The organism is Kitasatospora sp. NPDC033851 (assembly GCF_055576085.1).
Map to the genome: position 1 here is coordinate 210470 of NZ_JBVIRL010000002.1, position 12533 is coordinate 223002.

General features: G+C 72.6%; 10 protein-coding genes and 1 pseudogene. 8 read left to right on the forward strand and 3 right to left on the reverse strand.

What is annotated here, in order from left to right; genetic code table 11:
- Positions 1 to 393 precede the first annotated feature (393 nt).
- Positions 394 to 2022 carry a M4 family metallopeptidase gene (locus ACZ51D_RS04105; RefSeq protein WP_465661126.1) on the forward strand — a complete coding sequence of 543 codons (1629 nt, stop codon included), beginning with the start codon at positions 394 to 396 and terminating at the stop codon, positions 2020 to 2022.
- A gap of 153 nt (positions 2023 to 2175) precedes the next feature.
- Here the strand turns inward: ACZ51D_RS04105 and ACZ51D_RS04110 are convergent, their stop codons facing one another.
- Complete coding sequence (locus ACZ51D_RS04110) at positions 2176 to 2487, reverse strand: DUF3817 domain-containing protein (protein ID WP_360498675.1); 312 nt, start codon at positions 2485 to 2487, stop codon at positions 2176 to 2178.
- Positions 2488 to 2801: 314 nt separating this feature from the next.
- Here ACZ51D_RS04110 and ACZ51D_RS04115 point away from each other — a divergent pair, with 314 nt between their 5' ends.
- The 5 genes from ACZ51D_RS04115 to ACZ51D_RS04135 all read left to right on the forward strand — a co-directional run bounded on the left by ACZ51D_RS04115 (position 2802) and on the right by ACZ51D_RS04135 (position 6602).
- Positions 2802 to 3599, forward strand: a complete 798-nt coding sequence (locus ACZ51D_RS04115; RefSeq protein WP_360498673.1) for a DUF2127 domain-containing protein — start codon at positions 2802 to 2804, stop codon at positions 3597 to 3599.
- A 109-nt stretch (positions 3600 to 3708) separates the two neighbouring features.
- Complete coding sequence (locus ACZ51D_RS04120; RefSeq protein WP_360498671.1) at positions 3709 to 4347, forward strand: AIM24 family protein; 639 nt, start codon at positions 3709 to 3711, stop codon at positions 4345 to 4347.
- On the forward strand, positions 4347 to 4997 hold the full coding sequence (locus ACZ51D_RS04125) for an AIM24 family protein (protein WP_360498669.1): 651 nt from the start codon (positions 4347 to 4349) through the stop codon (positions 4995 to 4997). The genes ACZ51D_RS04120 and ACZ51D_RS04125 overlap by 1 nt, the downstream gene beginning before the upstream one ends.
- A gap of 239 nt (positions 4998 to 5236) precedes the next feature.
- Positions 5237 to 6046: an AIM24 family protein gene (locus ACZ51D_RS04130; protein WP_465661408.1), complete on the forward strand. Its 810-nt coding sequence runs from the start codon at positions 5237 to 5239 to the stop codon at positions 6044 to 6046.
- Positions 6047 to 6086: 40 nt separating this feature from the next.
- Positions 6087 to 6602, forward strand: coding sequence for a MarR family winged helix-turn-helix transcriptional regulator (locus ACZ51D_RS04135; RefSeq protein WP_360498667.1), 516 nt, complete (start codon positions 6087 to 6089; stop codon positions 6600 to 6602).
- A 76-nt stretch (positions 6603 to 6678) separates the two neighbouring features.
- On the opposite strand, the gene meaB is transcribed toward ACZ51D_RS04135, so the two are convergent.
- Entirely contained in the window at positions 6679 to 7635 is a 957-nt protein-coding gene (meaB, locus tag ACZ51D_RS04140) for a methylmalonyl Co-A mutase-associated GTPase MeaB (RefSeq protein WP_465617657.1), read from the reverse strand.
- Between the two features lie 85 nt (positions 7636 to 7720).
- Positions 7721 to 8914, reverse strand: a complete 1194-nt coding sequence (locus ACZ51D_RS04145) for an acetyl-CoA C-acetyltransferase (protein WP_465617655.1) — start codon at positions 8912 to 8914, stop codon at positions 7721 to 7723.
- Between the two features lie 245 nt (positions 8915 to 9159).
- Between ACZ51D_RS04145 and mce the strand changes: the two genes are divergently transcribed.
- Positions 9160 to 9627, forward strand: coding sequence for a methylmalonyl-CoA epimerase (mce, locus tag ACZ51D_RS04150; protein ID WP_465661127.1), 468 nt, complete (start codon positions 9160 to 9162; stop codon positions 9625 to 9627).
- A gap of 510 nt (positions 9628 to 10137) precedes the next feature.
- A pseudogene (locus ACZ51D_RS04155) lies at positions 10138 to 12533 on the forward strand (hypothetical protein); the annotation flags it as partial.

Genomic DNA, 12533 nt, shown 5'->3' on the forward strand with positions numbered 1-12533 from the left:
CCGGACGCCCGGGGCCCGTCGGAGGACAGGCCCCGGGCGTCCGCTCGTTCCGGGCCAGGGCCGTTGAGCTGCCACGTCGGTCCGGTTGGCGGGGTTCCGCCAGGCAGGACGAACCGCCCATACCGGGCAACCGACGGCAGCCGAACCATCCGTACCGGGACTGGCGGTTCCTGGCCAATCCCCGGACGCGGCCTGTCCATCCCTGCCGGAAATTGTCATGCTTCTGACCAAGTCCCGTCCGACCTCCGCCACCCCCACCCATTCCGGCGGAGCGTCAGGAACCGCACGGGACCGGCACGTCCGCGCCCTACCGCCCCACGGTGCCAACCCCGGCGCCCCGGTACGCGGCGCACCCGCACGCACCCGCGGGTCTCGTGGAAGGAACCCCCGTACGTGAAGCGAAAGCTGACTGTCGGAGCCGTACTCTCCGCCACCGCCCTGCTGGCCGGCGTCGTCCAGATCGCCGCCGTCCCCGCCGCCCAGGCCGCCGCCCCCGCACCGGAGCAGCAGCAGTCCGCGCTGCTCGCGCTGGCCGCCGGCCAGAGCGCCCCGGTCGCCCAGGCCCTCGCCCTCGGCGGCCAGGAGAAGCTGGTCCCCAAGGACGTGGTGGTGGACCGGGACGGCACCCGCCACCTTCGGTACGAGCGGACCTACGCCGGCCTGCCGGTGATCGGCGGCGACCTGGTCGTCCACCAGAAGGCCGACGGCTCGGTGGGCTCGGTCGACCGCGCCTTCGCCGGCCGGCTGTCCGTGCCCGACCTGACCCCGGGCCTCGCCGCGGGCCAGGCCGCCGAGCGGGCCACCGCCGCGGTGCGCGCGACGGTCGGCACCGCCGCCGACGAGGACGAGGCCGCGCTCACCCGGGTCGACGGCGCCGACGCGACCGAGCTGGTCGTCTGGGCCACCGACGGCGCCCCGCGCCTGGCCCACCGCACGACGGTCACGGGCGAGCGGGCGGACGGCACCCCGAGCCGCCAGGAGGTCGTCACCGACGCCGCCACCGGCCAGGTGCTCTCCAGCCAGGAGCACGTGCAGACCGCGACCGGCACCGGCAAGGGCGTCAACGTCGGCACCGTCACGCTGACCACCACCCAGAGCGGCTCGAACTACCAGCTCAAGGACGCCACCCGGGGCAACCAGTCCACCACCGACCTCAAGGGCGGCACCTCGGGCAGCGGCACGCTGTTCGCCAACACCACGAACTCCTGGGGCAACGGCTCGCCGTCCAACCGCGAATCCGCCGCCGTGGACGCCCAGTTCGGCGCCGCGGCCACCTGGGACTTCTACAAGAACACCTTCGGCCGCAGCGGCATCAAGAACAACGGCGTCGGCGCCGCCAGCCGGGTCCACTACAGCACCAACTACGTCAACGCGTTCTGGGACGACTCCTGCTTCTGCATGACCTACGGCGACGGCTCGGGCAACACCCACCCGCTGACCGCCATCGACGTCTCCGGCCACGAGATGAGCCACGGCGTCACCTCCGCCACCGCCGGCCTGAACTACTCGGGCGAGTCCGGCGGCCTCAACGAGGCCACCTCGGACATCTTCGGCACCATGGTCGAGTGGTCGGCCAACCTGCCCTCCGACCCGCCGGACTACCTGATCGGCGAGAAGCTCAACATCAACGGCAACGGCACCCCGCTGCGCTACATGGACAAGCCGTCCAAGGACGGCGCCTCGGCCGACTACTGGTCCTCCACCGTCGGCAACAAGGACGTCCACTACTCCTCCGGCGTCGCCAACCACTTCTTCTACCTGCTCGCCGAGGGCAGCGGCGCCAAGGTGATCAACGGGGTCAGCTACAACAGCCCGACCTCCAACGGCTCGACGGTGACCGGCATCGGCCGGACCAAGGCGGCGGCCATCTGGTACCGCGCCCTGACCGTCTACATGACCTCCACCACCAACTACAAGGCCGCCCGCACGGCGACCCTGAAGGCCGCCACCGACCTGTACGGCGCGACCAGCACCGAGTACAAGGCGGTCGCGGCGGCCTGGAGCGGCGTGAACGTCAACTAGCCGCACCCGGCGCGAGCCACCCCCGGTAAGAAACGGCGACAGGCTGCCGCGGCCCTTTGGGAGAGGAGGCCGTGGCAGCCTGTCGACCGTCCGCGCCCCGGATCACGACTGCGGATCGCGGCTGCGGCTCAGGGCTGCGACTCAAGGCTGGGCTCAGGCGGTGGCCGGCTTCAGCTCTCCGCGCTCCTCGCGGCCGAGCATCCGCTCGGCGAAGAAGCCGCCGGTGGGCAGCACCGAGAGGACGAACAGCAGGATGCCGCGCTTGGCGTCCCACTTCTGCGTCTGCCAGGCCTGGATCCAGAAGATCGCGTACAGGATGAACAGGATCCCGTGGACCATGCCCATCACCGGGACGGCGTCGAAGGAGGTCGTCCGCTTCAGCACCGAGCAGATCAGCAGCAGGATGAACGAGACCCCTTCGGGGCCGGAGACCAGGCGCAGGCGGTGGACGGCGCTGCTGTTCACGTGGGATACCTCAATACGGGGGTCGGAGGCGCGGGCGCGCTTGTGAAGCGACTCACAAGCCTTCCGGTCATTATCACCGAGCACATGTCCGAGTCCCCGGCCGGGGGCGAACTCCGTGCCCGATCTCACAGCCCCCGCCCACGCCGCCGCCACCGCACCCGCCCCCACCGGCGCCGCGGCCCCGCCGCGTTGTCACAGCTGTGTGCCGGAACACGACCGAGCGCGACCGCCCGTCACCGGGAACCCCTATCCTGCTGCCCGCGCGCCCACCGATCCGGGCGCCGGAAGCATCACGCCACGGGGGTAGTCACCACATGTTCAAGCGCGACTGGGACCGCCGGACCTGCGCCAAGCGCGGCCACGTCACCTACGCACCCACCGAGCCCGAGCTGGCCTCCCGGCTGCACGCCGCCACCGCCCTCGGCGACGCCTGGCGCTGCCTGCGCTGCGGCGACTTCGCACTGGGCGCCCCGCACGGCTCCGGCCCCGCCGGGAACGCGCCGCTGGTGCCGCGCGGCAAGGCGCTGCGGGACCTCTTCATCCTGCGCTTCCTCGCCATCGAGCGGGTGCTGCGCGGGCTGCTGATCATCGTGATCGCCTGGGCCGTGTGGAAGTTCTCCAACAGCCAGGACGCGGTGCACCGGGTCTTCGACCAGAACCTGACGGTCTTCAGGCCGGTCACCGACCACTTCCACTGGGACCTCGAGCACGCCCCGATCGTCGAGACGATCCGCAAGACCTTCGACTTCAAGAAGAGCACCCTGCTGATCGTCGCGGGCGCGCTGCTGGCGTACGCCCTGATCGAGATCGTCGAGGCGGTCGGCCTCTGGCTGAACAAGCGCTGGGCCGAGTACCTGACGGTGGTCGCCACCGCGGCCTTCCTGCCGCTGGAGGGCTACGAGCTGAGCCACCACGTCAGCGCGGTGAAGATCTGCACCCTGCTGCTGAACATCGCGGCGGTCCTCTGGATCATGCTCTCCAAGCGCCTGTTCGGGCTGCGCGGCGGCGTGGTGGCCTTCGAGGCGGAGCGCCACTCGGCCTCGCTGCTGGAGGTCGAGCAGTCGGCCGGCACGATCCCGCGCGCCGGGCACGGGGCGCACGCGCGGAGCTGACCGGCACGGGGCGCACGCCCGGCGCTGACCGGGCCCGTTTGTCGCAGCCCCGTACCGGTTTGGCCCCGAACCCTCCCCGGGCCACGGCCGCAGCGGCTAGATTGCGGCCGTGGCACAGTTCAGACTCCAGGGATCGCGAGTGCTCGCCGTCGACTTGGGCGGCGACGCCGTCAAGGCCAGACACGGCTCGATGGTCGCCTACACCGGGCAGATGACCTTCAAGAAGCTGACCGGCGGTGGGGACGGCCTGCGCGGCATGGTCGCGCGCCGGCTGACCGGCGAGAAGATGACCGTCATGGAGGTGAAGGGCCAGGGCACCTGCTACTTCGCCGACAAGGCCACCGAGATCAACCTGGTCAGGCTGAACGGCGAAGCGCTGTACGTCGAGGCGGACAACCTGCTCTGCACCGAGTCCACCCTGCACACCGGCACCAGCTTCACCGGCCTGAACGGCATGTCCTCCGGCAACGGCCTCTTCACCACCAAGGTGGAGGGCCACGGCTGGGCCGCCCTCACCTCCAACGGGCCCGCCATCATCCTGCGGGTCGACAAGAGCATGCCGCTGCGCGTGGACCCGGGCGCGTACGTGGCGCACACCGGCAACCTGCACCGCAGCCTGAAATCGGGCGCGGGCTGGACCACGGTGATCGGCGAGGGCGGCGGCGAGGCCGTCCAGGTCGAGTTCACCGGCGACGGCCTGGTGTACGTCCAGCCCTCCGAGAAGATCACCATCGGTGGTGACGTCTGATGGGCTTCACGAAGATCAACGGCAAGATGATCGAGGCCCAGGTGGTGCCCGGGCAGCGGCTGTTCAGCCAGCGCGGCGCGATGCTCGCGTACAGCGGCGACGTCCGCTTCACGCCGAACATCACCGGCGGGCAGGGCGGCGTGATGTCGATGATCGGCCGCCGGGTGGCCAACGAGGACACCCCGCTGATGAGCGTCGAGGGCCAGGGCCGGGTGATGTTCGGCCACGGCGGCCACCACGTCCACGTGATCGACCTGTTCGGCGACACCCTGTACGTCGAGGCGGACCGGCTGCTCGCCTTCGAGGGCACGCTGCGGCAGTCCACCATGTTCATGGGCGCGCAGGGCGGCGTGATGGGCATGGTCCGCGGCCAGGTCACCGGGCAGGGCCTGTTCACCACCAAGCTGGAGGGCAACGGCTCCGTCGCGGTGATGGCCCACGGCGGCGTCTTCGAGCTGCCGATCGTCCCCGGCCAGTCGGTGCACGTCGACCCGCAGGCGTACGTGGCGCACCGCGGCGACGTGCGCAACAAGCTGTCCACTGCGCTCGGCTGGCGCGACATGATCGGCCGCGGTTCGGGCGAGGCGTTCCAGCTGGAGCTGTCCGGGCAGGGCGCGGTGTACGTCCAGGCGAGCGAGGAGAAGCTCTGATGTCCTACCCGCCGCAGCCCCCGTACGGGTCGTCGCCGCACGACCAGCCCACCCAGCCCGGCTTCGTCATGCCGCCGCCTCCCCCGCCGAACCACGGCCCGCAGCAGGGCTACCCGGCGCCGGGCGGCCACCCGCAGCAGGGCGGGTACCCGACGCCCCCGCCCGGGCAGCCGAACCAGCCCCCGCAGCCGCCCCACCAGCCGTACGCCCAGGAGCAGTTCGGCGGCCCGATCGCCCCGCTGCCGACCACCCAGGGCGGCGACGGCCCGGTGGTGCACGACGTGTACAGCCTGCCGGTCAACGACAACGTCAACCCGTACGCCTTCTCGGTTGAGCTGAACGGGTCCTACTTCCTGCAGAAGGGCAAGATGATCGCCTACTACGGCGACATCACCTTCAAGGGCGTCGGCGCCGGAATGGTCGACCGGATGCTCGGGCAGCACTTCAACTCGCCGATGCACGCGTCGGACTGGGTGGTCGCCGAGGGCCGCGGCAAGCTGCTGCTGGCCGACCGGGCGTTCGACCTCAATTCGTACGACCTGGAGGACGGCAACCTGACCGTCCGCTCCGGCAACCTGCTCGCCTTCGACCCGACGCTGCGGCTCAAGCAGTCGATCATCCCGGGCTTCCTGACCCTGCTCGGCACCGGCCGCTTCGTCGCCGCCTCCAACGGGCCGGTGCACTTCGTCGAGCCGCCGATCCGGGTGGACCCGCAGGCCCTGGTCGGCTGGGCGGACTGCCCGGCGCCGTGCCACCACTACGACCACAACTACATGCACGGACTGATCGGCGGCATCCGGCGGCTGACCGGCATCGGCGGCGCCTCCGGCGAGGAGCACCAGTTCGAGTTCATCGGCGCCGGGCAGGTACTGCTGCAGTCCAGCGAGAAACTGATGGCGGATCGGGCGGTCGGCCACGTCGGCGCCGAGGCGGGCGTCCCGGTCGGCGGGGTGCCGTCCCAGCCGGGCACGGCCGGCCACGGCGGCGGCAACCCCAACATGCCGGGTCTGGGTAACCTGGGCGACCTCGGTCGGCGTTTCGGCCTGTAAACTTGTACAAGATTGAACTAAATCGGCTATGCTGGATCCCATGGATACGCACACAATCGACACTGCGGACAACCCTCCGTCGCAGCCCGAGGAGGAGACTCCCTGGCTGACCGCCAGGGAGCAGCGGATGTGGCGCGCCCATCTGGAGGTCGCCAAGCTGCTCGACTACCAGCTCAGCCGCGAACTCCAGCCCCACAACCTGGCGATCAACGACTACGAGATCCTGGTCGTGCTCTCCGAGGCCCCCGACCGCCGCATGCGGATGACCGACCTCGCGACCGCCACACTGCAGTCGAAGAGCCGCCTCTCCCACCAGATCACCCGCATGGAGAACGCCGGCCTGGTCCTCCGCCAGGAGTGCCCCGGCGACCGCCGCGGCCTCTACGCCCACCTCACCGAGCAGGGCTGGGAAACCATGCAGCGCGTCGCCCCGGACCACGTACGCAGCGTCCGGGCCCACTTCATCGACCGCTTCACCCCGGACCAGCTGGACGCCATGTTCGCGGCCCTCGCCCCCATCGCCGAACACCTCCGCGGCCTCCGCGGCCGCCCGTAGGCTCCACAGCCGCCCCGCCGCCCCGCCGGACCCGTCCGGCGGGGCGGCGACGTGAAACCGCGGCGAAAGGACCGGCTCAGCTCGTGGTCAGGCCCGCGACGAGTTCGTCGGCTGCGCCGTACGGGTCCAGTTCGCCGTTGGCGACGCGTTCGGCCAGGGCGGCCAGGTGTCGGTCTCCGCGCAGGTCGCCGATGCGGGCGCGCAGTTCGGCCAGGGCGATGGCCTCGATCTCCTCGGCGGCCCGGCGGCGGCGCCGGACCGCGAGTTCGCCGTGTTCCTCGAGCCAGGCGCGGTGCTTCTCGAGCGCCTCGACCACCTCGTCCACGCCCTCGCCGCGGGCGGCGACGGTCTTCACGATCGGCGGGCGCCAGTCGCCCGCCTCGCGGGCCTCGCCGAGGCCCAGCATGTGGTTGAGTTCCCGGGCGGTGGCGTCGGCGCCGTCCCGGTCGGCCTTGTTGACGACGAAGACGTCGCCGATCTCCAGGATCCCGGCCTTGGCGGCCTGGATGCCGTCGCCCATTCCGGGGGCGAGGAGCACCACGGTGGTGTCGGCTTGGGCGGCGATCTCGACCTCGGACTGCCCGACCCCGACGGTCTCGACGAGGATGACCTCACAGCCGGCCGCATCGAGTACTCGCAGCGCCTGCGGGGCCGTCCAGGAGAGCCCGCCGAGGTGGCCGCGGGTGGCCATCGAGCGGATGAACACCTCGGGGTCGGTGGCGTGGTCCTGCATCCGGACCCGGTCGCCCAGGAGCGCGCCGCCGGAGAACGGCGAGGACGGGTCGACGGCCAGGACGCCGACCCGCTTGCCGAGCCGCCGGTAGGCGGAGACCAGCGCCGAGGTGGAGGTGGACTTGCCGACTCCCGGCGAGCCGGTCAGGCCGACGGTGTAGGCCTGGCCGGTGTACGGCGCGAGCGCGGCCATGGCCTCCCGTAGCTGCGGGGCGGCGTTCTCGACCAGCGTGATCAGCCGGGCGACGGCCCGCGGCCGGCCCTGCCGGGCCTGCTCGACCAGCGTGGCGACATCGATCATCAGGAGCTCCTAGCGCGGATGCGGATGCCGAAGGGGCTGCGGACCGCTTGTGGCGGTCCGCAGCCCCGAAGTTCAGATCAGCTGATCAGGCCTTCGGGACGCGCACGATGAGCGCGTCGCCCTGACCGCCGCCGCCGCACAGCGCGGCCGCGCCGACCCCGCCGCCGCGGCGCTGCAGCTCCAGCGCCAGGCTGAGCACCACGCGGGCGCCGGACATGCCGATCGGGTGGCCGAGCGCGATGGCACCGCCGTTGACGTTGACGATGTCCGAGGAGACGCCCAGGTCCTTGGTCGACTGGTACGCGACGGCCGCGAACGCCTCGTTGATCTCGATCAGGTCGAGGTCGGCGACCTCCAGGCCCTCCTTGGCCAGCGCGTGCTTGATCGCGTTGGACGGCTGCGACTGCAGCGAGTTGTCTGGGCCGGCCACGTTGCCGTGCGCGCCGATCTCGGCGATCCAGGTCAGGCCCAGCTCCTCGGCCTTGGCCTTGCTCATCACGACCACCGCGGCGGCGCCGTCGGAGATCTGCGAGGAGGTGCCGGCGGTGATCGTGCCGTCCTTGGTGAAGGCCGGGCGCAGCTTGGCCAGGCCCTCGACGGTGGTGTCCGCGCGGATGCCCTCGTCCTGGGTGAACAGGACCGGCTCGCCCTTGCGCTGCGGGATGGCGACCGGGGCGATCTCGGCGTCGAAGACGCCGTCGGCCTGCGCCTTGGCGGCCCGCTGGTGGGAAGCGGCCGCGATCTGGTCCTGCACGTCGCGCGGGATGCCCAGGCGGGTGTTGTGCTTCTCGGTGGACTCGCCCATCGGGATGTTCTCGTAGGCGTCGGTGAGGCCGTCGTACGCCATGGCGTCCAGCATCTCGATCGCGCCGTACTTGAAGCCCTCGCGGGACTTGGGCAGCAGGTGCGGGGCGTTGGTCATCGACTCCTGGCCACCGGCCACGACGATGTCGAACTCGCCGGCGCGGATCAGCTGGTCGGCCAGCGCGATGGCGTCCAGGCCGGAGAGGCAGACCTTGTTGATGGTCAGGGCGGGCACGTTCATCGGGATGCCGGCCTTGACGGCGGCCTGGCGGGCCGGGATCTGGCCCGCGCCGGCCTGCAGCACCTGGCCCATGATCACGTACTGGACCTGGTCCCCCGTGATGCCGGACCGTTCCAGGGCGGCCTTGATGGCGACGCCGCCGAGCTCGGCGCCGGAGAAGCCCTTGAGGGATCCGAGCAGGCGCCCCATCGGGGTCCGTGCACCGGCAACGATCACAGAGGTGGTGTTGGTCATGGGACGGGCCCCTTCGCACGTCGTGGCCAGGTGAGGATGCGCTCAATGTACTGACCTGTTACCCGCCCGTCACCGGAGCGACGGTGTGATCGAGCGCACTGGCACCCTCCAGTCAACACCGTGCCGATGCGGTCCGGGTGAACCCCGCAGCGTGTGAGCAGGCTCGCACGTCCGACACTGGCGTCCGCCGCGGGCCATGCGCTGCACTTGGTGCCACCCTTGTCCCCAACCACCCGGAGGTTGCCGTGCTGACCCGAATCGACCACATCGGCATCGCCTGCCGAGACCTCGACAAGACGGTCGAGTTCTACCGCGCCACCTACGGCTTCGAGGTCTTCCACTCCGAGGTCAACGAGGAGCAGGGCGTCCGCGAGGCCATGCTCAGGATCAACGGGACCGACGACGGCGGCGCCTCCTACCTCCAGCTGCTGGAGCCCACCCGGCCCGACTCCACCGTCGCCAAGTGGCTGGAGAAGAACGGCGAGGGCGTGCACCACATCGCCTTCGGCACCGCCGACGTGGACGGCGACGCCGAGGCCATCCGCGGCAAGGGTGTCCGGGTCCTCTACGACGAGCCGCGGATCGGCTCGATGGGCTCGCGGATCACCTTCCTGCACCCGAAGGACTGCGGCGGCGTGCTGACCGAGCTGGTCACGTCCGCGCAGAACGCCCACAGCGCCCAGGGCGGCGAGAGCGCCGACGAGGAGCACTGATCGTCCACCGGAGTGCCCCCAGGGTGTCGCGCGCCCGGGCGGCATCCGACGGCCTCACGGTCATGACCCGTCAGTAACCTGGCCGGAACAGCCGGAAAACCCCCATGCGGCCATTCCCCCGCCGTGCGCGCCCACTACAATGCCCAGGTGCGCGACGACTCCGGGGGACGGAGGCGACGGGCACGGCCGAAGACAGGCCCGTTCGCCCTCCAGCGGTCGGCCCGTCGCAAGGGGAGTCCATTACGCGGGCACGGCTGAACAGTCGCAAGACGGATCTGTCACCATTCTCCACAAGGCAAGAGTTCGCCCAGGAGTCCACTCGGACGGGGGAACGCGGCACCGCCGCGCTTCCGCGCCCCGGACTCCGACGACCGCGGCGGGCGGCCCCGGATTGGCGAGGGGTCGTCCACCTGCCGCGGATGCAAGGACCAGTCGGACCGGCACCCCGGAAACGGGCGCCCCGGACCGGCCGGGTCGAGGACGCGACCAGGAGATGGATGGGACCGCGGAGTGCGGGGCAACGACCGCTACGAGGCTGACGATCACCTCTCCCAGTTCGAGGCCGAGATGGGTCGGACTCGGAAGGAGCGGGACAAGGCAGCCGAGCATGCCGAAGACCTCGCCTACCAGGTGGAGGTGCTCCGGGCGAAGCTGCACGAGTCCCGTCGCATGCTCGCCCAGCCGCGCGCCTTCGACGCCGTCTCCGGCCAGGCCGAGCAGATGCTCCGCACCGCCGAGATGCAGGCCCAGCAGCTGCGCGCCGATGCCGAGCGTCAGCTGCGCGACTCCCAGGCCGCGACCCAGCGGATCATGGCCGAGGCCGCCGAGCGCACCGCCCGTCTGGAGGCCGAGCTCACCGCCCGCCGCCGCCAGCTGGAGGACGAGCTCGCCGAGCTGCGCCGCTCCGCCGAGCAGCACGTCAACGGCTGGGCCGAGCAGACCCGGGCCGGCTCCGAGCAGGAGGCCCAGCGCCTCCTCCAGGAGGCCCGCGTCGAGGCCGAGCGGATGGTCGCCGCCGCCCGTGCGGAGGCCGTCGCCCTGTCCGACCAGGCCCGCGCCCAGACCGCCGCCGACGTGGACGCCGCCCGCGGCGAGGCCCACGCCGCCGCCGAGGCCGCCCTCCAGCGGGCCCAGACCGACGCCGAACGCCTGCTGCGTGCCGCCTCCGAGCAGGCCCAGCAGGCCGGCGCCCAGGCCGCCGCGGACGTGGACGCCGCCCGCGGCCAGGCCCAGCAGGAGCTGGCCGCCGCCCATGCCGCGGCCGAGCAGCAGCTGGCCGTCGCACAGGGCGAGATCGGCCGGCTCAAGGAGCAGGCCGCCGCCGAACAGGCCCGGGCCGAGCAGCAGCTCGGCGCCGCCAAGGCCGAGATAGAGCGGCTGCGCGCCGAGGCGATCGCCGAGGCGGAGCGCACCCGCCACGAGGCCGCCGCGCTGCGCGCCCAGGCCGAGCAGGCCGCCGAGCAGCTCCAGGCCGACGCCGAGGCCGCCGCCGTCCGCAAGGTCGCCGACGGTGAGGCCGCCAACGAGCAGCGCTCGCAGACCGCCCGGGCCGAGGTGGCCCGGATGGTGGCCCAGGCCACGAAGGAAGCCGACGCGATCCGCGCCGAGGCCGAGACCGTACGGACCACGGCCGCCACCCGGCAGGCCGAGGCCGACGCCGCCAAGGCCGCCGCCTCCGAGGAGAGCGAGCGCCTGCGGGCCACCGCCGAGTCGGTCGCCGCCGAGCTGCGCGCCGAGGCCGAGGCCGCGATCGCCGACATGCGCGCCCGGGCCGAGCGGGACGTGGCCGACCTGCGGGCGCAGGCCGAGTCCGAGGCCCAGCGTCTGCGCAGCGAGGCCGAGGAGGAGGGCCGGGCGGCCGGCGCCAAGGACGCCACCGTCCACCTCGCCAAGGCCGCCAAGACCGCCGAGGAGGTGCTCGGCCGGGCCAACCACGACGCCGAGACCGCCCGGAGCGAGGCCGCCACCGAGGCCGAGCGGATCCGCACCGAGGCCGCCGCCGAGGCGCAGCGCCTGCGCGAGCAGGCCCAGGCCGCCGTCGAGCAGGCCCAGAACGCCGCTCTGGACGACGCCGCCGCGATCCGCGAGCGGATCGAGCAGATGCAGGACGAGGCGGCCCGGCTGCGCGCCGAGGCCGAGGAGCTGCGCGCCCAGGCCGCCGCCGAGGCGGACCGGGTCCGCAGCGAGGCCCGCCGGCAGGCGGTGCTGCAGATCGAGGAGTCGGCGAAGAACGCCGAGGAACTGCTCACCAGGGCCAAGGCCGACGCGGACGAGCTGCGCGCGGGCGCGGCGGGCGAGATCGAGCGGCTGCGCGAGCAGGCCCAGGAGCAGGCTGCCGAGACCCAGGGCCGGGCCGAGCAGACCCTGGCCCGGGCCCGCGCCGAGGCCGGGAAGATCACCGCCACCGCCGAGCAGCAGGGTCAGGACGCACTCTCCGCCGCCAAGGCCGCGGCCGCCGAGAACCGCACCGCCGCCGAGCGCGAGACCGCCGAACTCCGGCGCGAGGCAAGCGAGTTCGACCAGCGGGTACGGGCCGAGGCGAACGCCGCCGCGGAGGCCGTGACCGCCGAGGCGCAGGCCGAGGCGAACGCGGCGCGGGACGCCGCGGTGGCCGACGCCGAGCGGGTGCGCACCGAGGCCGACACCGAGGCCGCCCGCACCCGGGCCGAGGCCGAGGCCGCCGCGAACGCGCTGCGCGAGGAGAGCCGCCGCGAGCGCGAGGAGGCGGCCACCGGGCTGCGCCGCGAGCGCGAGGAGACCGCCGACCAGCTGGCCGCCGCCAAGACCGCCCGCACGCAGGCCGAGCAGGCCGCCGCCGAGGTCCGCGAGGTCGCCGACGCCCACGCCGCGCAGGTGCGGGCGGAGGCCGAGCAGGCCGCCGGCGAACTGCGCGCCCTCGCCCGGCA

Coding starts and splice junctions, on each gene's coding strand:
- ACZ51D_RS04125 (WP_360498669.1), top strand. CDS start 4,347: ATGGGCTTCACGAAGATCAACGGCAAGATGATCGAGGCCCAGGTGGTG.
- meaB (WP_465617657.1), bottom strand. CDS start 7,635: ATGATCGATGTCGCCACGCTGGTCGAGCAGGCCCGGCAGGGCCGGCCG.
- ACZ51D_RS04135 (WP_360498667.1), top strand. CDS start 6,087: ATGGATACGCACACAATCGACACTGCGGACAACCCTCCGTCGCAGCCC.
- ACZ51D_RS04145 (WP_465617655.1), bottom strand. CDS start 8,914: ATGACCAACACCACCTCTGTGATCGTTGCCGGTGCACGGACCCCGATG.
- ACZ51D_RS04115 (WP_360498673.1), top strand. CDS start 2,802: ATGTTCAAGCGCGACTGGGACCGCCGGACCTGCGCCAAGCGCGGCCAC.